This window comes from Pseudomonas salmasensis (genome assembly GCF_014268375.2).
Classification (GTDB): Bacteria; Pseudomonadota; Gammaproteobacteria; order Pseudomonadales; family Pseudomonadaceae; genus Aquipseudomonas; species Aquipseudomonas salmasensis.
On sequence record NZ_CP077083.1, the window covers coordinates 3298273 to 3319961 of the forward strand.

General features: G+C 61.5%; 19 protein-coding genes and 1 pseudogene. 5 read left to right on the plus strand and 15 right to left on the minus strand.

Features of this window, described 5'->3' with window-relative positions:
- Positions 1–58 precede the first annotated feature (58 nt).
- Complete coding sequence (gene ppx / locus HU731_RS14880; protein ID WP_003195352.1) at positions 59–1561, plus strand: exopolyphosphatase; 1503 nt, start codon at positions 59–61, stop codon at positions 1559–1561.
- Between the two features lie 137 nt (positions 1562–1698).
- Here ppx and ppk1 read toward each other — a convergent pair whose 3' ends face one another.
- On the minus strand, positions 1699–3921 hold the full coding sequence (gene ppk1, locus HU731_RS14885) for a polyphosphate kinase 1 (RefSeq protein WP_138762019.1): 2223 nt from the start codon (positions 3919–3921) through the stop codon (positions 1699–1701).
- Between the two features lie 18 nt (positions 3922–3939).
- Complete coding sequence (hemB, locus tag HU731_RS14890; protein WP_186607030.1) at positions 3940–4953, minus strand: porphobilinogen synthase; 1014 nt, start codon at positions 4951–4953, stop codon at positions 3940–3942.
- Positions 4954–5161: 208 nt separating this feature from the next.
- Here hemB and HU731_RS14895 point away from each other — a divergent pair, with 208 nt between their 5' ends.
- Entirely contained in the window at positions 5162–5803 is a 642-nt protein-coding gene (locus HU731_RS14895) for a DedA family protein (RefSeq protein ID WP_186607031.1), read from the plus strand.
- On the opposite strand, the gene HU731_RS14900 is transcribed toward HU731_RS14895, so the two are convergent.
- Positions 5784–7019 carry a sterol desaturase family protein gene (locus HU731_RS14900; RefSeq protein WP_186607032.1) on the minus strand — a complete coding sequence of 412 codons (1236 nt, stop codon included), beginning with the start codon at positions 7017–7019 and terminating at the stop codon, positions 5784–5786. The two genes, HU731_RS14895 and HU731_RS14900, sit on opposite strands and share 20 nt — an antisense overlap.
- Before the next feature lie 115 nt (positions 7020–7134).
- Between HU731_RS14900 and elbB the strand changes: the two genes are divergently transcribed.
- Entirely contained in the window at positions 7135–7800 is a 666-nt protein-coding gene (elbB, locus tag HU731_RS14905) for an isoprenoid biosynthesis glyoxalase ElbB (protein WP_186607033.1), read from the plus strand.
- A gap of 106 nt (positions 7801–7906) precedes the next feature.
- On the opposite strand, the gene HU731_RS14910 is transcribed toward elbB, so the two are convergent.
- The 5 genes from HU731_RS14910 to abc-f form a co-directional block, all read right to left on the minus strand.
- A complete protein-coding gene (locus HU731_RS14910; protein ID WP_014720436.1) occupies positions 7907–8362 on the minus strand; it encodes a YaiI/YqxD family protein in 456 nt (151 codons plus the stop codon).
- A 1-nt stretch (position 8363) separates the two neighbouring features.
- The gene (locus HU731_RS14915; RefSeq protein WP_186607034.1) at positions 8364–10259 is read right to left on the minus strand and encodes an FTR1 family protein; all 1896 of its coding nucleotides are present in this window, start codon (positions 10257–10259) and stop codon (positions 8364–8366) included.
- A gap of 202 nt (positions 10260–10461) precedes the next feature.
- Positions 10462–11094, minus strand: coding sequence for a LysE family transporter (locus HU731_RS14920; RefSeq protein ID WP_005792425.1), 633 nt, complete (start codon positions 11092–11094; stop codon positions 10462–10464).
- A gap of 169 nt (positions 11095–11263) precedes the next feature.
- Positions 11264–11830: a mechanosensitive ion channel family protein gene (locus HU731_RS14925; protein WP_186607035.1), complete on the minus strand. Its 567-nt coding sequence runs from the start codon at positions 11828–11830 to the stop codon at positions 11264–11266.
- On the minus strand, positions 11830–13740 hold the full coding sequence (gene abc-f, locus HU731_RS14930) for a ribosomal protection-like ABC-F family protein (protein WP_003195374.1): 1911 nt from the start codon (positions 13738–13740) through the stop codon (positions 11830–11832). The genes HU731_RS14925 and abc-f overlap by 1 nt, the downstream gene beginning before the upstream one ends.
- A gap of 50 nt (positions 13741–13790) precedes the next feature.
- Here abc-f and HU731_RS14935 point away from each other — a divergent pair, with 50 nt between their 5' ends.
- Positions 13791–14255 (plus strand): TIGR02444 family protein, encoded by a 465-nt coding sequence (locus tag HU731_RS14935; protein WP_186607112.1) that lies wholly within the window; start codon positions 13791–13793, stop codon positions 14253–14255.
- Here the strand turns inward: HU731_RS14935 and HU731_RS14940 are convergent.
- Positions 14255–15127 (minus strand): annotated as a pseudogene (locus HU731_RS14940) (AlgP family protein); the annotation flags it as partial. The gene HU731_RS14935 and the pseudogene HU731_RS14940 sit on opposite strands and share 1 nt — an antisense overlap.
- Positions 15128–15319: 192 nt before the next feature.
- Between HU731_RS14940 and HU731_RS14945 the strand changes: the two are divergent.
- Positions 15320–15997, plus strand: a complete 678-nt coding sequence (locus tag HU731_RS14945) for an FKBP-type peptidyl-prolyl cis-trans isomerase (RefSeq protein WP_186607037.1) — start codon at positions 15320–15322, stop codon at positions 15995–15997.
- Between the two features lie 51 nt (positions 15998–16048).
- Here the strand turns inward: HU731_RS14945 and HU731_RS14950 are convergent, their stop codons facing one another.
- The 6 genes from HU731_RS14950 to hemC all read right to left on the minus strand — a co-directional run bounded on the left by HU731_RS14950 (position 16049) and on the right by hemC (position 21552).
- Complete coding sequence (locus HU731_RS14950) at positions 16049–16507, minus strand: Rsd/AlgQ family anti-sigma factor (RefSeq protein WP_003195380.1); 459 nt, start codon at positions 16505–16507, stop codon at positions 16049–16051.
- Between the two features lie 209 nt (positions 16508–16716).
- Positions 16717–17238 (minus strand): disulfide bond formation protein B, encoded by a 522-nt coding sequence (locus tag HU731_RS14955; RefSeq protein ID WP_186607038.1) that lies wholly within the window; start codon positions 17236–17238, stop codon positions 16717–16719.
- A gap of 236 nt (positions 17239–17474) precedes the next feature.
- A complete protein-coding gene (locus tag HU731_RS14960) occupies positions 17475–18716 on the minus strand; it encodes a heme biosynthesis protein HemY (protein WP_186607039.1) in 1242 nt (413 codons plus the stop codon).
- Positions 18717–18721: 5 nt separating this feature from the next.
- Positions 18722–19837: a uroporphyrinogen-III C-methyltransferase gene (locus HU731_RS28470; protein WP_225931468.1), complete on the minus strand. Its 1116-nt coding sequence runs from the start codon at positions 19835–19837 to the stop codon at positions 18722–18724.
- An 18-nt stretch (positions 19838–19855) separates the two neighbouring features.
- A complete protein-coding gene (locus HU731_RS28475; RefSeq protein ID WP_225931470.1) occupies positions 19856–20614 on the minus strand; it encodes a uroporphyrinogen-III synthase in 759 nt (252 codons plus the stop codon).
- Positions 20611–21552 (minus strand): hydroxymethylbilane synthase, encoded by a 942-nt coding sequence (gene hemC / locus HU731_RS14970; RefSeq protein WP_060766321.1) that lies wholly within the window; start codon positions 21550–21552, stop codon positions 20611–20613. Before hemC ends, HU731_RS28475 begins: the two co-directional genes overlap by 4 nt.
- Positions 21553–21689 lie beyond the last annotated feature (137 nt).

Consider the following 21689-nt stretch of genomic DNA (forward strand, 5'->3'; position numbering starts at 1 on the left):
TGGCGTCAGCGGTCGATCGTGGCACGATGGCAAGGTTATCGACCGAGATCCCCAAACCATGCCGCAATCCCAAGCCAAGAATCTGTCCTTGATCGCCGCCATCGACCTGGGCTCCAACAGCTTTCATATGGTCGTGGCCAAGGCCCAGAACGGCGAGATCCGCATCCTTGAGCGGCTCGGCGAGAAAGTGCAACTGGCCGCCGGGATCGACGACGAGCGCAAGCTCAATGAAGAATCCATGCAGCGCGGGCTCGATTGCCTCAAGCGTTTCGCCCAGTTGATCAACGGCATGCCCCCTGGCGCGGTGCGTATCGTTGGCACCAACGCCTTGCGCGAAGCGCGCAACCGCAACGAATTCATCCATCGCGCCGAAGAAATCCTCGGGCATCCGGTGGAAGTCATCTCGGGCCGTGAAGAGGCGCGCCTGATCTACCTCGGTGTGTCCCACACCCTGGCCGATACGCCCGGCAAACGCCTGGTGGCCGACATTGGCGGCGGTAGCACCGAGTTCATCATCGGCCAGCGTTTCGAACCGCTGCTGCGTGAAAGCCTGCAGATGGGGTGCGTGAGTTTCACCCAGCGCTACTTCAAGGATGGCAAGATCACCCCGGCGCGCTACGCCCAGGCCTACACGGCAGCGCGCCTGGAAATCATGAGCATCGAACACGCCCTGCACCGCCTGACCTGGGATGAAGCCATCGGCTCCTCCGGCACCATCCGCGCCATTGGCCTGGCCTTGAAGGCCGGTGGCCATGGCACCGGTGAGGTGAACGCCGAAGGCCTGGCGTGGCTCAAGCGCAAGCTGTTCAAGCTGGGGGATGCAGAGAAGATCGACTTCGACGGCATCAAGCCTGACCGCCGCGCCATTTTCCCTGCGGGCCTGGCGATTCTCGAAGCCATCTTCGACGCCCTCGAACTGCAACGCATGGACCACTGTGACGGCGCCCTGCGCGAAGGTGTGCTCTACGACCTGCTGGGCCGTCATCACCATGAAGACGTGCGCGAGCGCACCCTCAGCTCGCTGATGGAGCGTTACCACGTCGACCTGGAACAAGCCGCCCGTGTGGAGCGCAAAGCCTTGCACGCCTTTGACCAGGTGGCCGAGGACTGGGACCTGGAAGACGGCGTCTGGCGCGAGCTACTGGGCTGGGCAGCCAAGGTGCATGAGGTGGGCCTGGACATCGCCCACTACCATTACCACAAGCACGGCGCCTACCTGATCGAACACTCGGACCTGGCCGGTTTCTCCCGGGAAGACCAACAGATGCTCGCGCTGCTGGTGCGCGGCCATCGTCGCAATATTCCCAAGGACAAGTTTGCCGAATTCGGTAAAGACGGCATCAAGCTGATCCGCCTGTGTGCGCTGTTGCGCTTTGCAATCCTGTTCCACCACATCCGTGGCACCCAGGAAATGCCCCAGGTCAAACTGCACGCCGATGGCGACAGCCTGGAAGTGATGTTCCCCAAAGGCTGGCTGGATGAAAACCAGCTGACCCAGGCGGACTTCGCCCAGGAAGCGGAATGGCTGACGCGGGTGGGTTTCAGCCTGAACCTGCGCTAAGCAAATCTAAAAGCATTCTGCAAAACACATGTGGGAGCGGGCTTGCCCGCGATGACGGAGTGTCAGCCAATGCATCTTTGACTGACCTACCGCTATCGCGGGCAAGCCCGCTCCCACCTTTTGAACTGCGTTGGGTTTTAGTTCACCGCCAGAATCGGGCTACCCAACTTCTCCAACAACGTCGCCTGCGCGCTGCGCGGGTTCTGGTTGCCGGTCGGGGTGTTACGCACGTAGCGCCCATCCGACTGCAGGCTCCAGCTGTGGGTGTTGTCGGTCAGGTAGCTTTCCAGCTCCTTCTTGACCCGCATGATCAACTTCTTGCCTTCCACCGGGAAGCAGGTCTCCACACGCTTGTCGAGGTTGCGCTCCATCCAGTCGGCACTGGAGAGGAACATCTGCTCTTCGCCGCCGTTAAGGAAGTAGAACACGCGGGTGTGCTCCAGGAAGCGGCCAATGATCGAGCGCACGTGGATGTTATGCGACACGCCCACAATGCCGGGGCGCAGGCAGCACATGCCACGCACCACCAGGTCGATGCGCACACCGGACTGGCTGGCCTTGTACAACGCGCGGATGATCTTCGGGTCGGTCAGCGAGTTGAACTTGGCGATGATGTGCGCCGGTTTGCCGTCAAGGGCAAACTGGGTCTCGCGGGCAATCATGTCGAGCATGCCCTTCTTGAGCGTGAACGGCGCGTGCAGCAGCTTCTTCATGCGCAAGGTCTTGCCCATGCCGATCAACTGGCTGAACAACTTGCCGACGTCTTCGCACAGCGCGTCGTCGGACGTCAGCAAGCTGTAGTCGGTGTAGAGCTTGGCGTTGCCGGCGTGATAGTTGCCGGTACCCAAGTGCGCGTAGCGCACGATCTCACCCGCCTCACGGCGCAGGATCAGCATCATCTTGGCGTGGGTCTTGAAGCCGACCACGCCGTAGATCACCACCGCACCGGCCGCTTGCAGCCGGCTGGCCAGTTGCAGGTTGGACTCTTCGTCGAAACGCGCGCGCAGCTCGATCACCGCAGTGACTTCCTTGCCGTTACGCGCCGCATCCACCAGCGCATCGACGATTTCCGAGTTGGCGCCGCTGCGGTACAGGGTCTGGCGCACGGCCAGCACATGCGGGTCTTTGGCGGCCTGGCGCAGCAGGTCGACCACCGGGGTGAACGACTCGAAGGGGTGCAGCAGCAGGATGTCCTGCTTGCTCACCACGCTGAAGATGTTCTCGCTGTTTTGCAAAAGTTTCGGGATCTGCGGGGTGAACGGCTTGTATTGCAACTCCGGGTGGCTGTCCAAGCCGGTGATGCTGAACAGGCGCGTCAGGTTCACGGGGCCGTTGACCTGGTACAGCTCCGATTCGGCCAGGTTGAACTGCTTGAGCAGGTAGTCCGACAGGTGTTTGGGGCAGGTGTCCGCCACTTCCAGGCGCACCGCGTCGCCGTACCGCCGTGAGAACAGCTCGCCACGCAGGGCACGGGCCAAGTCTTCGACGTCTTCGGAGTCCAGCGCCAGGTCGGCGTTACGGGTCAGGCGGAACTGGTAGCAGCCCTTGACCTTCATGCCCTGGAACAGGTCATCGGCGTGCGCGTGGATCATCGACGACAGGAATACATAGTTGTCGCCCGCGCCCCCCACCTCTTCCGGTACCTTGATGATCCGAGGCAACAGGCGCGGCGCCGGGATGATCGCCAGGCCCGAATCGCGACCGAAGGCGTCGATACCTTCAAGCTCAACGATGAAGTTGAGGCTCTTGTTCACCAGCAAGGGGAACGGGTGCGTCGGGTCGAGGCCGATAGGCGTGATGATCGGCGAAATCTCGTCCCGGAAGTAACGGCGTACCCAGGTCTTGATCTTGGCGGTCCAGTGTCGACGACGAATGAAGCGGACCTGATGTTTTTCCAGCTCCGGCAGCAGGATGTCGTTGAGGATCGCGTACTGGCGGTCCACATGGCCGTGCACCAGCTCACTGATGCGCGCCAGTGCCTGATGCGGTTGCAGGCCGTCGGCACCGGCTTGTTCACGGGCAAAGGTGATCTGCTTCTTGAGGCCGGCAACACGGATCTCGAAGAACTCGTCCAGGTTGCTGGAGAAGATCAGCAGGAATTTCAGCCGTTCCAACAAAGGGTAGGACTCATCCAGCGCCTGCTCGAGCACGCGGATGTTGAATTGCAGTTGTGACAACTCGCGGTGGATGTACAGGCTGCTGTCATCCAGGTTGGTGACCACGGGCACCGGCGCCGGCGCGGGTGCTTCGGCAACCACCGCAGGCGGTGCGGGCTCCAGCTCCGGCGGGGTTTCGGCGACTTGTTCAACCACCGGGTGAGCGTCTTTTACGGCAACTTCTGAGAGTCCTTCGGTATTCATCGAGTGTTCCTGTGAGGGCTATTGTTGCTCTCTAAGCAATTGGGCGGCGCGGGCGGCGAAGTAGGTCAGGATGCCATCAGCGCCGGCACGTTTAAAGGCAGTCAGGGATTCGAGGATCACCCCTTCACTCAACCAACCATTCTGGATTGCCGCCATGTGCATGGCGTATTCACCGCTGACCTGATAGACAAAGGTCGGCACTTTGAATTCCTCTTTGACCCGGTAAAGTATGTCCAGGTAGGGCATCCCCGGCTTGACCATCACCATATCGGCGCCTTCGGCCAGGTCGGCGGCCACTTCGTGCAGGGCCTCTTGGCTGTTGGCCGGGTCCATCTGGTACGAAGCCTTGTTGGCCTTGCCCAGGTTCAGCGCCGAGCCTACCGCATCGCGGAATGGGCCGTAGTAGGCGCTGGCGTATTTGGCCGAGTAGGCCATGATTCGTACATTGACGTGGCCAGCCAGCTCAAGGGCTTCACGAATCGCCTGGATGCGCCCGTCCATCATGTCAGACGGTGCAACCACCTGGGCGCCCGCAGCCGCGTGGGACAGCGCCTGCTTGACCAGTGCATCGACGGTGATGTCGTTCTGAACATAACCGTCTTCGTCAAGAATGCCATCCTGGCCGTGTGTGGTGAATGGGTCCAGCGCCACGTCGGTGATCACCCCCAGTTCCGGGAAGCGCTCGCGCAGGGCACGGGTGGCACGCTGGGCAATCCCCTCGGGGTTGCAGGCTTCGGCGGCGTCCAGGGACTTGAGTTGGGCCGGGGTCACCGGAAACAGCGCCAGCGCCGGGATGCCCAATTCGACCCAATTCGCCGCCTCTTCAAGCAACAGGTCAATAGTCAGACGCTCCACACCCGGCATCGACGCCACCGCTTCCCGACGATTTTCACCGTCAAGCACGAACACCGGCAGGATCAGATCATTCGTGGTCAGTACATTTTCACGTACCAGGCGACGAGAAAAATCATCACGACGATTGCGACGCAGACGGGTGGCGGGGAACAGGCGATTGGCAGGGGTAAAGCTCACGACAGACTCCTGAGCCCGTGTTTACGGGCGAGCGTTGCAGTTATAAGCGGCCATTATGACGAATGAATGACAGTTGTGCTTATCGACGCGACCTGTAGTCCCATTCGTCATTTGCGTAGGAATTGTTCACTTCGTGACACATCTCGATACTTTCATGAATCTTCGTGAAGGCGTAGGCTGCGCGTTCATTTCGCCAGCACCCTAGACCATGCTTCAACAATTTCTGCATGACTTCGGCTACTTTGCCCTCTTTCTCGGCACGTTCTTCGAAGGCGAGACCATCCTTGTACTCGCAGGTTTCCTGGCGTTCCGTGGCTACATGGATATCAACTTGGTGGTGGTCGTTGCCTTTTTTGGCAGCTACGCCGGCGACCAGCTCTGGTACTACATGGGGCGCAAGCACGGCCGCAAGTTGCTGGCGCGCAAGCCGCGCTGGCAATTGATGGGCGACAAGGCACTGGAACATATCCGCAAGCATCCGGATATCTGGGTATTGAGTTTCCGCTTCGTCTACGGCTTGCGCACGGTGATGCCCGTGGCGATTGGCTTGTCCGGCTACCCACCGTTGCGCTACTTGGTCCTCAACGGTATTGGCGCGGCGATCTGGGCCGCGGCACTGGGGGCGGCGGCCTATCACTTTGGCGCGGTGCTGGAAGGCATGCTCGGCAGCGTCAAGAAATACGAGCTGTGGGTACTGGGCGCCTTGCTGGTGCTGGGCTTTGGCCTGTGGCTGCGACGTCGCTTCAAGAATGCCCGCATCGCCCGCCAAGCCTGTGCCGAGGCCAAGGCCAAGGCTCGGCTGGCCAACGAGCCAGCCCCGGTCGAAACCCCTAAGACGCCAACCGAGTAAGCCGGCTTCTGCAACAGTAGAGGCCGATGATGCTGAGCAGGCTGTAGCTCGCCAGGCCCAGCCAGCCCAGGTTGCTGGCGGGCCACAACCCCACCAGCGGCGCCAGCCATACCAACGGCACATTCAGCGCCAGGCGTGCCAGCTCGGCCTTCAGTGCCCATGGACGATTCTCCAGCGCCACCCCCAAGGTAAACAGTCCCAGCGCCATCACGCCCCAACCGAGAGCCAAGGCCGACGTGGGCAACCCTTCACCGAAGTTCATCAGATAGCTGCCAAAGCCTACATAGGCCGCAAACTGCAAGGCGATGTAGACCTGTTGGCGCACGTCCAGCGGCACCTCGAATTTGCGGAACTGGCTCAGGTCCGGCTTGGCCATCGGGTACTGGGCCTTGACGTCCGCCGGCCGCCAACCGGTGCGCATGAACCAGATGCGCAGCTTGTCCCACCAACGCTCAGTGCGCCGGGCGTCACTCCAGAGCTGCGCATAAAACTGCAGGTTAGCCCACAGCGGGTTCCAGCTGGCCAGGGGTGTGGTCACGCCGAAAATCACCGGTTCGTTGTCGTCTTCCTCCTGGAAGGTGCCGAACAGCCGGTCCCAAATAATGAACACCCCGCCATAGTTACGATCCATGTAGAGAGCGTTCTGTGCATGGTGGGCCCGATGATTGGACGGCGTGACGAAAAACCATTCGAACCAACCGAGCTTGGGAACATGGCGGGTATGGACCCAGAATTGATACAGCAGGTTGAGCGACGCCACGCTGATGAACACCACCAGCGGCACGCCGGCCACCGCCAGCGGCAGGTAGAAGATCCAACTCAGCAGGAATCCGGTGCTGGTCTGGCGCAAGGCAGTGCTGAGGTTGTAGTCCTCGCTCTGGTGATGCACCGAATGCGCGGCCCACAGGATGTTGCGCTCATGGCCCATGCGGTGCAGCCAGTAGTAGCAGAAGTCATAGAACACAAAGGCGAATACCCAGGTCCAGACGTTTTGGGCTGGCAACGCGAACAGCGCCAGGTGCTTGAGGGCGAACGCGTAGGTCAGCAGGCCCACACCCTTGGTGAGCAAGCCGGTGGTGGTGGACAGCACACCGGTGCTGAGGCTGTTGATGGCATCCGCCACCCGGTAGTTACGCACGCCGCGCCAACGGTCGGCCAACAACTCCACCACGATCAGGGCAATAAAAAACGGTACTGCGTAAGGCACAAAGTCCATGGGCTAGTCCGGTCTATTTTTGTTACATCAAGATTAGGTGCAGCGACGTGAGATCCCATTGGCAACAGGTTACAAATTAGTAGACATTTAACGCCATGAATCAGGAGAAATGCCCATGAGCAAAAAGATTGCAGTGATCCTTTCCGGCTGTGGCGTGTACGACGGCGCAGAGATCCATGAAAGCGTGATCACCCTGCTGCGCCTGGACCAGCGCGGCGCTCAAGTGGAATGCTTTGCACCCGACGTTGCGCAGTTGCACGTGATCAACCACCTCACGGGCGAAGAAATGCCCGAATCGCGCAATGTGCTGGTGGAGTCCGCACGCATTGCCCGCGGCGCCGTGAAGAATATTGGCCAAGCCAACGCCGCAGACTTTGATGCGCTGATCGTGCCGGGTGGTTTTGGCGCGGCCAAGAACCTGTCGAACTTTGCCGTGGAAGGCGCCGGCTGCAGCATCAACCCGCAGGTGCTGGCGCTGGCTGAAGCCTTTGCCGAAGCGGGCAAGCCGGTGGGGTTGATCTGCATCTCGCCGGCCCTGGCCGCCAAGATCTACGGCCCTGGCGTGACCTGCACCATCGGCAACGATGCCGACACCGCCGCAGCCCTGGACAAGATGGGCGCCACCCACGTCGAATGCACCGTGGAGGACATCGTCGAGGACCCGGCGCGCAAGCTGGTGAGTACACCGGCCTATATGCTGGGCAAGAACATCAGCGAGGTGGCGTCAGGCATCAACAAGCTGGTGGATCGGGTATTGGAATTGACCCACGAGAACGACTGACGCCCTCTTTCTGTAGGAGCGAGCTTGCTCGCGAAGAACCTGAGAGCGCCGCGTTCATCCAGAGTGCCCGCGTTATCGTTGACGTTTTTCGCGAGCAAGCTCGCTCCTACAGAGGCTTCATCAAACGGGTGAGGATACGGTCCAGTGCATTGGCAAACGCCTGCTTGTCCTTTTCGCTGTGGGGCGGCGGGCCGCCGCCCATCTGGCCTTGCTCGCGCAGGTCGGTGAACAGGTTACGCACCGCCAACCGCTCGCTCATGTTCGCCGGACTGAATTCCTTGCCACGCGGGTCAAGGGCCGTCACGCCCTTCTTCACCAAGCGGTCGGCCAAGGGCACGTCGCTGCAAATCACCAGTTCGCCGGGCACGGCGTGCTCCACCAGGTAATCATCGGCGGCATCCGGCCCGCTGGGCACCACGATCAATTTCACGCAGGCAAAGCTCGGTTTGATCTGGCTCTGCCCTGCCACCAGCACCACCTCAAACTGGCGCTTGAGGGCGAACTTCACCACTTGGTCCTTGGCCGCCCGAGGGCAGGCGTCGGCGTCGATCCACACGCGCATGCTACGCCGCCGCCCGGCGCTTTTCGGTCAGGCGACTACGGCCATACAACACCACAATCGCCAGGATCGCCACAGCCTGCGCACCCAGCGAGTACGCATCGGCGTGGATGCCCAGCCAGTCGAAGTCAAAGAACGCCACTGGCCGCGTGCCAAAGATGCCCGCTTCCTGCAAGGCCTTCACACCATGCCCGGCGAACACCACCGACAGCGCGCACAGCAATGCGGCGTTGATGCCGAAGAACAGCGCCAGCGGCAGCTTCGCCGAACCGCGCAGGATTACCCAGGCCAGGCCCACCAGCAGCACCAGCGCCGTGGCACCACCGGCCAGCACCGCGTTGTGCCCGGCAGGGCCGGCCTGCAGCCACAGGGTTTCGTAGAACAGGATCACTTCGAACAGTTCGCGGTACACCGAGAAGAACGCCAACACGGCAAAACCGAAACGCCCACCGCCGCCCACCAGGCTGCTCTTGATGTAGTCCTGCCAGGCCGCCGCGTGACGCCGGTCGTGCATCCACACGCCGAGCCACAGCACCATCACACTGGCGAACAGCGCCGTGCAGCCTTCAAGCAATTCTCGCTGGGCACCGCTGACGTCAATGACATAGGCCGCCAAGGCCCAGGTGGCCAAGCCTGCCAACAGCGCCAGGCCCCAGCCGACGTTGACGCTGCGCACCGCCGATTGCTGGCCGGTGTTACGCAGGAAGGCGAGGATCGCTGCCAGCACCAGAATCGCTTCCAGGCCTTCACGCAGCAGGATCAGCAGGCCGGAGATATAGCTCAACGACCAGCTCAGGCCATCGCCGCCCAGCAAACCAGCCGATTCAGTGAGTTTGCCCTTGGCCACATCCAGGCGCTGCTGCACCTGCTCGATAGGCAAACCGTCCTGCAACGATTGCCGATAAGCCATCAGCGCCTTCTCGGTGTCTTTGCGCACATTGGCATCGACGTTATCCAGGGAGCTTTCCACCAGCTCGAAGCCTTCCAGGTAGGCCGCGACGGACAGATCGTAAGCCTGCTCCTGGTCGCCGTTGCGGAAGGCCGCGAGGCTCTTGTCCAGGGTGGCGGCGGTGTAGTCGAGCAACTGCGCGGGGCCACGCTGAACCTGCGGCGGCTGCGCACGCTGGGCGCGGAATGTTGCCGCAGCGCCAGGGCCGTCAGCGGCGAGCACTTCATTGGGGGTCTGGCGGGCCAGGTCGGCAAGGTTGAATGCCTGCTCGCCTTTGGCGGCGGCCGGGTCGGCCGTGAAGCCGGCGATGTAGGTTGCCAGGTCCCAGCGCTGGCGGTCGTCCAGTTGGTCAGCGAATGACGGCATGTCGGTGCCTTCGACGCCCAGCCCGAGGGTGTTGTAGATCGCGTAGAGGCTCAGGCGATCCAGGCGCGTGGCATCGCGCAGGTTAGCGGGTGGCGGCGTCATACCCATGCCGGCCGGGCCATCACCAGCGCCGGCAGTGCCGTGGCACACCGAACAATGCTGGGCGTAGAGCGGCGCACCTCGGGTCGGGTCCGGCGTGATGGCCGGGGCCTGGCTGACTTCATACGCCACGGCCAGTTTGGCGCCCAATTGGCGGGCCTGGCGGGCAACGCTTGCACCGTCTTGGTGGGCAGTGACAGCGGCCAGCAGTTCATCGACGCCCTTTATCAGCTCGGCACGCTCGGGCTTGTCTGGCAAATCCGCCACCAGCCCCTGCAATACCCCGAGAAACTCCACCTGTTCGCGGTATTCCGAGTCATCCACCACCTTGCCCGCCTCCACCGTGGGTGGGTAGTCGGCGCCAATGTAGTCCAGCAAATGCAGGGCTTGCGGCGCGCCCTCGGCGGTCGCGGCCATCAGATTGAAGCTGCACGACAGCAACGCCGGCAACAGCAGCCAGGCGAGAAAGCGGAAAGGGGCGGTCATGAATGAATCTCAAGTGGAAATACGAAGTAACACTATTGTTGAGCTTTAATGGATTCGACTCAAGGTGTTATTTCATATCACTACAAAACGAGTGTGGGAGCGGGCTTGCTCGCGAATGCGGTGCTTCAGTCACTATTTCCTTTGACTGACACACCGTATTCGCGAGCAAGCCCGCTCCCACACTTTTGTTCCAGTCGCTTGGTCAGGCCGTGGCGCGATGCAGGCTGGCAAGGAAGCCGGCAGCGCCGACAAACAACCCAGCAAAGGTACGGTTTACGCGCTTCTGTTGTTTAGGCGTACGCAACAGGCGCAAGACTTTCGAGGCCAAACCTGTGTAGCCCGCCATCACGATCATATCGACGCTGATCATGGTTGCACCGAGGATCAAGTACTGGATCAACAACGGCGCCTGCGGGTTCACAAACTGCGGCAGCACCGCCAGCATGAATACCAACGCCTTGGGGTTGCTGGCGTTGACCAGGAAGCCGCGGAACATCATCGCCATCGGTTTGCCGATCGGGCGTACGGCGGCGTCATCGGTCATGTCCATGGGCAATGCGCGCCATTGCTTGATGGCCAGGTACACGAGGTAGGCCACGCCAAACCATTTGATCGCATAGAACGCGGTAGATGACGCCGCCAGAATAGCCCCCAAACCGCCGGCCACCACGGCAATCTGCATCGCCAGGCCCAGTTGCAGGCCGATGGCGTTCCAGTAGCCACGCACAAAACCGTACTGCAGGCCGCTGGACATCGAGGCGATGGCACCGGCGCCAGGAGAAAGGGAGATGATCCAACTGGCGAGGAAAAAGGCCAGCCATGTATCGAGAGCCATTGCACACCTCGTAAGGGAGTTAGCGGTTGTGCCTTAAGCTAACTCCAGCGACCAAAGGCTGGCTATAGATTTCTGTAGGAGCGAGCTTGCTCGCGAAAAATGCACAGGCGATGCGGGCTGACTGCAAGCGCTGCGTTATCGTTGACGGTCTTCGCGAGCAAGCTCGCTCCTACAGGATGTTGGTGCCAGAGCCGGGCCAACGGCGTACCGAGCGCTGGAAGAACAGACTATTGGGCACCTGCACCATCGCACTGTTGGTCCCGGCTTCCTCGACTTCGATCAGCGTGGTGTAGAGCAAGTTGATCGCCACGACCCGGCCCTTCACGCCCGGTTTGTCGACGGTGTCCACCAACTCGACGATATCACCCAGGCGAAACGGCCCGACGGTAAAGATCAGGATCGCGCACAGCAGGTTGGACAGCACCGACCACATGGCGAAGAACGCCACGGCCGCCACCGCGACAAAGCCCGACAGGGCCGTCCACAACACCGTGGCAGACACACCCAGGCGGCCCAGCACAAAGATCAGCGCACTGCCCATGATCAGCCAGCGCAAACCGCCGCGCAGGGGCATCAGCAATTGCGGCGGGAACGGGTAGCGCTCACCCAGGCGCGTAAGGCCTTTGGCGACAAAGCGCTGGGCCAGGTAGCTGGCCAGCAGGATCAGCAAGATTTGCACGCCGATCCAGATAGGCTCGATCCATTGCACCGGTACTGGCAATTGCAACGCTTCCATCAGGACAGCGCCTCCAGCTGCGCTTGCAGGGTTTCGAGCAATTCGAGGGCCTCCATCCAGGTTTCCTCCAATTGCCCCTCGCGCACCTTGAGCTTGGCCTGCTCGGCCAGCAAGTCACGCAGCTCGTCCTTGCGCGCCGCCTCATACACAGCGCTGTCGCCCAGGCTGGCTTCGATCTTGGCTAGGCGCTCATGCACCTTGCCCAGTTCGGCTTCCAGCTTGTCAGCTTCACGCTTGTGCGGTGCCAACTGCTGGCGCAGCGCGGCGGCGGCCTGGCGCTGGGCTTTCTTGTCGGTTTTGTCCGGGTTGACCGGCGTGTTGCTGGCCGGCGCATTGCGCAGGCGGTATTCGGTCAGCCAGCGCGCGTAGTCGTCCAGGTCGCCGTCGAACTCTTCGACCTTGCCGTCGGCCACCAGCAGGAAGTTGTCGGTGGTGCTCTTGAGCAGGTGACGGTCGTGAGACACCACCAATACCGCACCACTGAATTCCTGCAGGGCCATGGTCAGCGCCAGGCGCATTTCCAGGTCCAGGTGGTTGGTCGGTTCGTCGAGCAGCAACAGGTTCGGGCGATCCCACGCGATCAGAGCCAGGGCCAGTCGGGCTTTTTCGCCACCGGAGAAATTCAGCACGGGTTCGTCGATGCGTGCGCCACGGAAGTCGAAACCGCCGAGGAAGTCGCGCAGGGTCTGCTCGCGCTCGGTAGGCGCCAGGCGCTGCAGGTGCAACAACGGGCTGGCCTTGGCGTCCAGCGAGTCCAGTTGGTGCTGGGCGAAGTAACCCACCACCGTGTTCTCGCCCCGGGTGAGGCGACCGGCCAGCGGCTCAAGCTCACCCGAAAGGTTCTTGATCAGTGTCGACTTGCCTGCACCGTTCGGGCCGAGCAAACCGATGCGTGCGCCCGGCGTGAGCTGCAGCTTGACCTTCTCCAGGATGGTTTTGTCGCCGTAGCCCAGGCGAGCATCCGAGAGGTCCAACAGCGGGCTGGAGATCTTCACCGACTCACGGAAGACAAAGTCGAACGGCGAATCGACGTGGGCCGCCGACAGCTCCTCCATGCGTTCCAGGGCCTTGATGCGGCTCTGGGCCTGGCGGGCCTTGGTGGCCTGGGCCTTGAACCTGGCGATGTAGCTTTCCATGTGCGCACGTTGCGCCTGTTGCTTTTCAAAGGCCTGTTGCTGCTGGGCCAGGCGTTCGGCGCGGGCGCGTTCGAACGCGGTATAGCCGCCACGGTAAAGGGTGATTTTCTTTTGTTCGACATGGGCGATGTTATCGACCACGGCGTCGAGGAAATCCCGGTCGTGGGAGATCAGCAGCAAGGTGCCCTGGTAACTCTTGAGGAAGTCTTCCAGCCACAGGATCGCATCGAGGTCCAAGTGGTTGGTCGGTTCGTCGAGCAGCAGCAGGTCAGAGGGGCACATCAGCGCTTGGGCCAGGTTCAGGCGCATGCGCCAGCCACCGGAGAAGTCGGCGACCGGGCGGTCCATCTGTTCGTTGGTAAACCCAAGGCCAGCGAGCATCTTACGAGCGCGAGCGTCGGCCGTGTAGCCGTCGGCGCTGTCCAGCTCCGAGTGCAGGCGCGCCTGGGCGGCACCGTCCTGGGCTTTTTCGGCTTCGGCGAGGTCGTGTTGCACCTGGCGCAGGCGCAGGTCGCCATCGAGCACGTAGTCGATGGCGATGCGGTCCAGGGTGTCGATCTCCTGGCGCATATGGGCAATGCGCCAGTCGGCCGGCAGCAGGCAGTCCCCGGAATCCGGGGTCAGCTCCCCCAGCAACAGGGCGAACAACGTGGATTTGCCGGCGCCGTTGGCACCGATCAGGCCGGCTTTGTGACCGGCGTGCAGGGTCAGCTCGGCGTCTTCAAGAAGACGTTGCGGGCCACGCTGTAATGTTAGGCTTTGAAGTCGGATCATAATGGCGGCGGAGTCTACCAGCTTCGTTGGCCGCTGGCTTGGGTGTGAATATGTGCGCTGACCTGTGGAGCTTTGCCCTTTCGACCTATGCCCGCCCGGGCGTGGAGGCCGCGTGCCTGCGCTTGCAGGAGCAAGGGGCAGACGTGTGCCTGTTGTTGTGTGGTGCTTGGCTGGAGCAACGAGGTGTGGCGTACAAGCCCGAACGGGTTCAGGCACTGCAACAGATCGCTCAGCCGTGGCGGGTGCAGGTTGTCGAACCGTTGCGACAAATGCGCGTGCAATGGCGAGCCTTGGCCCAGCAGGATACGCAATTGGCATCGCTACGCGAGCAGGTCAAGACACTGGAGCTGGAGGCCGAAAGAACGCTGCTGGCGCGCTTGGACGCGCTGGCGCAGGCATGGCCGATCGATGAGGTGCTGGGTCAGCAAGAATGGCTTGAAGGCCTGGCGACCGAAGCCGCCAACCTTGACCACGACGCGCTGCTGCAATTGCGCGTCATGGCCACCAACACTTAGGAAGCGCTGGTTGGGGTGGTGCTTGGCGCTACCGGTGCAGGGGTGCTGCTGGCCGATGCAGTTGGAGCGGTGGCTGCTGCCGGGGTGGCAGTGGGGGCTGCTGGAGTGGCTGGCTTGGCGGCAGGTTTAGCGGCTGGCTTTGCGGCTGGTTTGGCAGCAGCAGGTTTAGCGGCTGGCTTGGCAGCCGGTTTGGCAGCAGCGGTTTTAGCAGCTGGCTTCGCGGCTGGTTTGGCGGCAGCAGCTTTAGCGGCTGGCTTGGCAGCTGGTTTGGCAGCAGCAGTTTTAGCGGCTGGCTTGGCAGCTGGTTTGGCGGCAGCGGTTTTAGCGACTGGCTTGGCAGCTGGTTTGGCGGCAGCAGTTTTAGCAGCTGGCTTCGCGGCTGGCTTGGCAGCAGCGGTTTTAGCGGCTGGCTTGGCAGCTGGTTTGGCAGCAGCAGTTTTAGCAGTTGGCTTGGCGGCTACTTTTGCAGGCGTACGAGCACCCAGTGCTTTAGCTACGGCTTCCTTCACACGGCCAACGCCTTGGGCCAGTTTCAGGCTTTCTTGAGCGTCTTTTTTGAGTTGGGAAATGTAGCTGCGGGTTTCGGCTTGGCGATCCTTGAGAGCATCCAGCAGCTCTTCAAGTTCTTTGACCGCGCCTTTGGCTTTGGCTTGCGCCTTGGACTTGCCGGCAGTGGCGGCGTCTTGCAGTTTGGTGCGGGACTTGTGCAGCTTTTCTTGCGCTTTACCGCGTTGCTTTTCCAGTTTGGCGAGCAGTTTTTCTGCATCAGCCAAGGCTTGGGAGCACGCGCTTTCCAGATGTTCGAGCAGGCTGCCCGAAAGTTGTTGGAGCAAGTGCAACGGGGTATTTACAGGCTTCTGTTTGGCCGACATGGTTTACCTCCTGGCTGACGTGGGTGCGGCTCATACTAGCCCTCTGCTCTTACCGCCGCTAGGGCATGTTGACAGTATCCTTTGCGTTGCGTTGCACCGTGCGAAAATTCTTATCGATATAACGGAAAACCGCGCCACTTTTTACACCCTCGCACTGGCATAATCCGTCGCACTTTCGCCGGGAGAATGCCCATGTCGCGTTACCTTTTTCTAGTGTTCGGCTTGGCGATCTGCGTGGCCGATGCCAGCGAGCAGCCGTCGTCAAACACCACCACCGTAGCCCCGCACGACCTTGCCTATAGCCTGGGCGCAAGCCTTGGCGAACGGTTGCGCCAGGAAGTCCCCGACCTGCAGATACAGGCCCTGCTCGACGGCCTCAAACAAGCCTACCAAGGCAAACCCCTGGCGCTGGATAACGCGCGCATCGAACAGATCCTCGCCCAACATGAAGCGCAGAATGCCGCCGACGCCCAACTGCCACAAAACGAGAAAGCACTGGCCGCCGAACAGCAATTTCTCTCTCGGGAAAAAGCCGCCGCCGGCGTTCGTCAGTTAGCCGACGGCATCCTGCTCACCGAGCTGGCACCGGGCACTGGCAACAAGCCGTTAGCCAGCGATGAAGTACAGGTGAAATACATGGGCCGACTGCCTGATGGAACCGTCTTCGACAAAAGTACGCAACCGCAATGGTTTCGCCTGGACAGTGTGATCAGCGGCTGGAGCAGTGCATTGCAACAGATGCCGGTGGGGGCGAAATGGCGCCTGGTGATTCCTTCGGCCCAGGCCTATGGCGCAGACGGCGCAGGTGAGTTGATCCCACCCTATACGCCGCTGGTGTTCGAGATCGAACTGCTCGGCACTCGCCACTGACCCATAAAAAAACGGTGCGACATGCGCACCGTTTTTATCTCGCCATCAGGTTCAAGCCTGGGTGGCAGGTTCTTCTTTGTGAGCGTTGTGCAGCACTTCGATCAAGCAATCTTCCAGCTCGAAACGCTCATGCAGCAGCGCACCCAACTCTTTGAATTTCTCCGCAACACATTTCCCGGCATCACACAGGTCGGTGAACGCCAGCAGCTTTTCAGTGATCACATCGATGCGCGGGTAAATCGTCTCGGCCAACTCCAGGCCACGCTGATCATCGAAGGCTTCGGCCTCCTTGGTCAGTTGCTCATAAACGCCGAAATGCCCGGCAGACACGTAGTCCACCAGCACACCGCAGAATTCTTGCAATGTCTCGCGATTCTCACCCAACGCCTCGGGCTTGGCGCCGAGAGCATCAAAGGCCCGAACCAGTTCGTGACGTGCCTTCAACCAGCTGTCGATCAGCTTGTGCACCCCACCCCAGCGTTCCTGAGCATTCTGACAACTTTCCAACATGATGATCTCTCTTCCCTATTGGGGCGCCGCAGCTCTGTACCTGCGCAACACTTCAAGGATGAAGCAGCAGACGGACAAGGCCGCGTCTGACAAGCGGTTTGGATAACGCGTGCGGGCCAGATTATGCCCGCATGACTATGGCTTCAAGGTACGCAGGAGAGAATGTTCATACAAGTGTTTAATCCGCTCCTACAACCTGGGTCCCGTTTTCAAGGTGTTGCGAGGCGCAAATGCCTGCCGAACAACAACCGTGACACCTGCATGAACCCCAGGATCAGCATCGCCACAAAGAACAACAGGCTCCACTCAGGCAGGCTCAAGTCAAACAGCGTCCAGTTGATTTCAACGCAATCGACCGTGCCATTGAACACCGAACGCATTGCCTGCCAGACAGACAGGTTTTCAAGCATGTGCTGCAGGCTGGGCCAGCAATCCCCCACCTGACTTGTCGGCCTGTTCTGCAACAGGACTTGCCGGCCTGCGGTGATGGCGCCCAGCAAGGCACAACCCACGCTCGCCAGCGCATAGAGGCAAAGGCCCGAACGCCCAGGTCTGTGAAGCACGGCAACCAGGTTGATCAATGCAAAAGACGCGAGGAACAGGCGCTGTACCTGGCATAGAAAACAAGGCCGTAGCAGCGCGCCGTATTGAAGGTAGAAAGACGCGCCCAACGTCAGCGCACCCGCCATGAACGCCAGGAAAAACAAAGAGCGTAAAGGGGCCAAAGACATTGTTTATCCGCACTGCAAGAGATAGGTCGCTACGGTAGAGGAAAGGCCCGACCCCTTTCAATACGCCCTAGAGCGGACAATTCCGCGAAAACATAAGGACATACCGCCACGGGCCCGAGGAAAACCAGTTACAACAAGTAGGAATTAGTAACAAGGCCAGTTAAGCCGAGGGTTTGCAGGGTTTGAAGGATGGGGTGTCAGATCGGTCCTAGCCAACCCATCCACCCCTTCCTACTTCAAACTCGCGCAGGCACTGGCAGCGGCGAGGACAGCAGGCGATTGTCGAGCAACCCCAAGCCTTCCTGAAACAGCTGGTTGCTGCGTTCGGTGTCGCCCAATTGGGCCAGCAGGCGAGCCAATTCGGCGCAGGCTTCGGGATTGCGCTGTACTTGCAGGCTGCTTTCCAGATAATCGCGCGCCTTGCCCCACAGGCTGTTTTGCAGGCACAGACGGCCCAGCGTCAGCAGCAGGCTGGCGTCGCCTGGATGGTCCTTGAGCCAGCCTTCGGCAAACTTCAATTGCCGCGCAGGGTCACTGCCACGCAGCAGGCCATACAACCGGATCAAGTGGCTGTCATAACCGCGTTTGAGCGCACCACGCAGCACTTCTTCGGCCTTGGCATCCGCGCCCAATCGACGCAGTTGATCGGCATACGCCAACACCAATTGTGGCTGCTGGCGCTGGGCAGCGGTGAGTTGCTCCCATGCACGCTCCAAGGACTGCAACCCTGCTTCGCCTTGCTCTTCACGCTGGGCCGCCAGGCTCAGGTTTTCGCCCCAGGCGCGACGCTCCAGCTCGGCCAGCTCATTGGCGGGCAAGACTTTGTCCTTGCGCAGCTCAGGCAACAGGCGAATCACTGACGACCAATCGCCACGCTGCTGATGCAGGCGTTGCAGCTGACGCAGCACTTGCGCGTTATGCGGGTGACGCTCATGCATCGCCTGGAGAGTGACCAGCGCACCTTCCGTATCACCGCGATCCATCTGCAATTGCGCGTGGCTCAATGCAATGGCCAGTTCGGCCTGGGGCTGGCGCTCCAGCGCGCGCTCCAGCAAGCCGTCGGATTCCTCATAACGACCCTGCTCATTCGCCGCACGGGCCGCGCCGATGTAATACAGCAAAGGTTGGCGCTCTGCTTCGGCGGCGCGGTGCAGGTGGCGTTCGGCGCTGGCCCAGCGGCCCTCGGCGAGGTCCATCTGGCCTTGCTCGATAGCGATCTGCACACGGCGGCTGCGATTGCGCCGCGACCAAGGGTTGACCACACCACCGGATGTGGCGACCAGGCTCCACAACACGCGGACCAGGTAAATCGCCAGGCCGATGGCGAACACCGCCACCAATGTCGCCCACAGGCTTGATTCGTAATGCAGCAGGTGAGGATAGGTAATCAGCACGTAGCCGGTGTGCTTCGAAATGCCCACGCCCAGGGCCAGGGCGAGCGCAATGGCGAGCACCAGGATCACATAGAAACGCTTCATCAGCTCTACTCCTGGGTCGCCGGTTTGCCAGCCGAGGCCTTGGCTTCGTCGGCAGACAGATGACGACGCTCAAGGTACGCCTGCACAGCAGCCAGGCTTGCGGCCAGGTCAGGCGTGACCACCGACACAGCCTTGGGCTCGAGCTCGGCGATACGCGCCAGCATCGCCTTGCTCTGCGGGTTGTCCTGGTTGAAGTTGTCCTGCAGCACGCTGCGCGCTTCTCCCAACGAGCGGCTGTACACCGCCGCCTCGCCGTTAAGCGCTGCCCACTGGGCTTGCTCCAGCGCCAGGCTCAAGGCCAGCCGCACTTGGTTCAGGCCTTGGCCTGCCAACAATGGGCGGATGTTGTCATCCGGGTTGAAGTCGATGCGGAAGTAACGAGAGATCTGTTCCCACCACTGGCTCAACTGGTTCTGGGTATCGCTGGTGGGGCGCCCCTGGGAGGCGGGCTCCGTGAGCTGATACTCCGGCGCAATCGCCGCAAGCTGCACCACTTGGTCACGCAAGGCGGCCAGTTGCAGGTACAGGCCGGTACGGTCCGGTTGCTCGGTGCTGCGCAGCGCGGCCAGGCTCTTGGCCAATTGCTCGCGTGCGGCGAAAGCCCCTGGGTCGCTCTGCTCGCGAAGAATCTCGTCGGCCCCCTGGACCAGCGACTGGGCGCTGTTGATGTCTTGCAAGGCGGACAAACGCAAGCTGGCCAGACGGATCAGATGCTCGGCCTCGGCCAGGCGCCAATCCTTGCGACTGGCACCCAGCACGGTTTCCAGACGCTGGTTGAGGCGCTGCTGATCACCCTGCAACTGCGTGACCAGGCGGCGGCGTTCTTCCAGCTCATCCGCACCCGGCAACTGCGCCAGGCGGGCGGCCAACTGTTGCTGGCCTTGCTTGAGGCTCTGGGACTGGTCATCCAGGGTTTGCACCTGGCCCAGCTGGTGCTGGCTGCTGGCTTGCAGGGCACGGACCTGCCAGATCCCCCAACCACCGGCGGCTACGCCCGCAGCGCCCAGCAGCAAGGCGACGATGGCCAGGCCATTGCCACGGCGTGGCGCGCTGACCGGTGTCTCGACCGGCGCATCAAGCGCGGGTTGAGCTTCATCTTTAGGCAAGGCTGTTTCGCTCACGTATCCGTCCTTTGCGTATCAGAGAGTGGGAACGGGATAGCTCCCTAACGCCACTAACAAAGCCGCGGCACTCGCGCCGCGACAATCCACAACTTTTTCTGCACCCGCGGCCCGCGCCATTTCATATACACGCGGGCTGGGCACGAACAACGGCAGCTGTGCCACCTCTGGCCAATCGGGGCCGGCCAACGCGTGCAAGTGTAAAAAACCCTGCCCACTGCTGACCACCAGGCCGTTCAAGCGTTCCAACTGGATGCGTTGCATCAACGCGCCCTTCTCATACACCGGAAGAAAACGCCGATACAATTCCAGGTAGTCGACACTAGCACCTTGCTCGCGTAAACGCTCTGCCAGCAATTCGCGCCCGCCCTCGCCACGCAGGATCAACACCCGGGCGCCCGGCAGTGCAATAGCCTCGCGCAAGGCAGGCAGTTCAAGCAAGGCCTCGCTGTCATCGCCCGTGGCGGGATAGTGAACCTGGAGGCCATGATCGGCCAGTATCTGGGCCGTGGCCGCGCCGACACTGAACCAGGGCATGGGCGGCACACTGCTCCCCAACTGCTGCAACGCCAGGCGCGCGGCCGGCTTGCTCACCACGATGACCGCGCAATAGCGCTGCAGCGCGCCAAATACCGCGTGTTGCTCTGCGGTCACCGGCAACGCTTCGGTCTCCAGCAAAGGCAGGCAACTGCTGCGAATACCGCGCTGGGCCAATAGCGCCGCCAGCGCCGTCGACTCCTCGGCAGGCCGCGTCAGCAGCACTCGCCAGTCGGTCACTGCGGGCCGGCCTCGCCATAGACTTTCTGCAAAATGGCGCCCGCGCCTTTTTCCAGCAGTTCCTCGGCAACCTGAATCCCCAAGGCCGTGGCATCACGTTGCGGCCCACGTACCTCGGCGGTCAGCAGGTTACCGCCGTCCGGATCACCGACCAGGCCACGCAGCCACAGGTTCTCACCTTCGAGTACGGCATAGCAGGCGATGGGCACTTGGCAGCCACCGTTGAGGTGTTTGTTCAAGGCACGCTCGGCGGTGACGCGCACTTCGGTGTCTGCGTGATCAAGAGGCTTGAGCAGTGCGTGAATTTCGCTGTCGGCGGTGCGACATTCGATGCCGACTGCGCCCTGCCCGCCAGCCGGCAGGCTGTCCTCGACGCTGATGGCCGAGGTGATGCGGTCTTCAAAGCCCAGGCGGATCAGGCCAGCAGCGGCGAGGATGATCGCGTCGTATTCGCCGGCATCCAGCTTGGCCAGGCGCGTGTTGACGTTGCCACGCAAAAAGCGGATCTGCAGGTCGGGACGCCGCGTCAGCAACTGGGCCTGACGACGCAGGCTGGAGGTGCCGACGATACTGCCCAGCGGCAATTCGTCCAGGGACGCGAAGGTGTTGGAAACAAAGGCGTCGCGAGGGTCTTCGCGCTCGCAGATGCAAAAAAGGCCCAGGCCTTCAGGGAAGTCCATGGGCACATCTTTCATCGAATGCACGGCGATGTCGGCTTCGTTGTCCAGCAGCGCGGTTTCCAGCTCCTTGACGAACAGGCCCTTGCCGCCGATTTTCGACAGTGGCGAGTCCAGCAGCTTGTCGCCACGACTGACCATGGGCACCAGGGATACCTTGAGGCCGGGATGGGCCTGCTCAAGGCGTGCTTTGACGTATTCGGCCTGCCACAAGGCCAAGGCGCTTTTACGGGTGGCGATGCGGATTTCGCGAGAGGACATGGATCAATCCGTACTGAATAGATACGACGGATAATAACAGCTCAGGCAAATACGCTTTGATTTGAATCAGCAAGTGCGGGGCCTCCCTGGCCACGTCGCACCGGGATAAGGAATGCAGACCGCGCCGCAGCCTTCGG

Coding starts and splice junctions, on each gene's coding strand:
- ppx (WP_003195352.1), top strand. CDS start 59: ATGCCGCAATCCCAAGCCAAGAATCTGTCCTTGATCGCCGCCATCGAC.
- ppk1 (WP_138762019.1), bottom strand. CDS start 3,921: ATGAATACCGAAGGACTCTCAGAAGTTGCCGTAAAAGACGCTCACCCG.
- HU731_RS14895 (WP_186607031.1), top strand. CDS start 5,162: ATGCTTCAACAATTTCTGCATGACTTCGGCTACTTTGCCCTCTTTCTC.
- HU731_RS14900 (WP_186607032.1), bottom strand. CDS start 7,019: ATGGACTTTGTGCCTTACGCAGTACCGTTTTTTATTGCCCTGATCGTG.
- elbB (WP_186607033.1), top strand. CDS start 7,135: ATGAGCAAAAAGATTGCAGTGATCCTTTCCGGCTGTGGCGTGTACGAC.
- HU731_RS14910 (WP_014720436.1), bottom strand. CDS start 8,362: ATGCGCGTGTGGATCGACGCCGACGCCTGCCCTCGGGCGGCCAAGGAC.
- HU731_RS14915 (WP_186607034.1), bottom strand. CDS start 10,259: ATGACCGCCCCTTTCCGCTTTCTCGCCTGGCTGCTGTTGCCGGCGTTG.
- HU731_RS14920 (WP_005792425.1), bottom strand. CDS start 11,094: ATGGCTCTCGATACATGGCTGGCCTTTTTCCTCGCCAGTTGGATCATC.
- HU731_RS14925 (WP_186607035.1), bottom strand. CDS start 11,830: ATGGAAGCGTTGCAATTGCCAGTACCGGTGCAATGGATCGAGCCTATC.
- abc-f (WP_003195374.1), bottom strand. CDS start 13,740: ATGATCCGACTTCAAAGCCTAACATTACAGCGTGGCCCGCAACGTCTT.
- HU731_RS14935 (WP_186607112.1), top strand. CDS start 13,791: ATGTGCGCTGACCTGTGGAGCTTTGCCCTTTCGACCTATGCCCGCCCG.
- HU731_RS14945 (WP_186607037.1), top strand. CDS start 15,320: ATGTCGCGTTACCTTTTTCTAGTGTTCGGCTTGGCGATCTGCGTGGCC.
- HU731_RS14950 (WP_003195380.1), bottom strand. CDS start 16,507: ATGTTGGAAAGTTGTCAGAATGCTCAGGAACGCTGGGGTGGGGTGCAC.
- HU731_RS14955 (WP_186607038.1), bottom strand. CDS start 17,238: ATGTCTTTGGCCCCTTTACGCTCTTTGTTTTTCCTGGCGTTCATGGCG.
- HU731_RS14960 (WP_186607039.1), bottom strand. CDS start 18,716: ATGAAGCGTTTCTATGTGATCCTGGTGCTCGCCATTGCGCTCGCCCTG.
- hemC (WP_060766321.1), bottom strand. CDS start 21,552: ATGTCCTCTCGCGAAATCCGCATCGCCACCCGTAAAAGCGCCTTGGCC.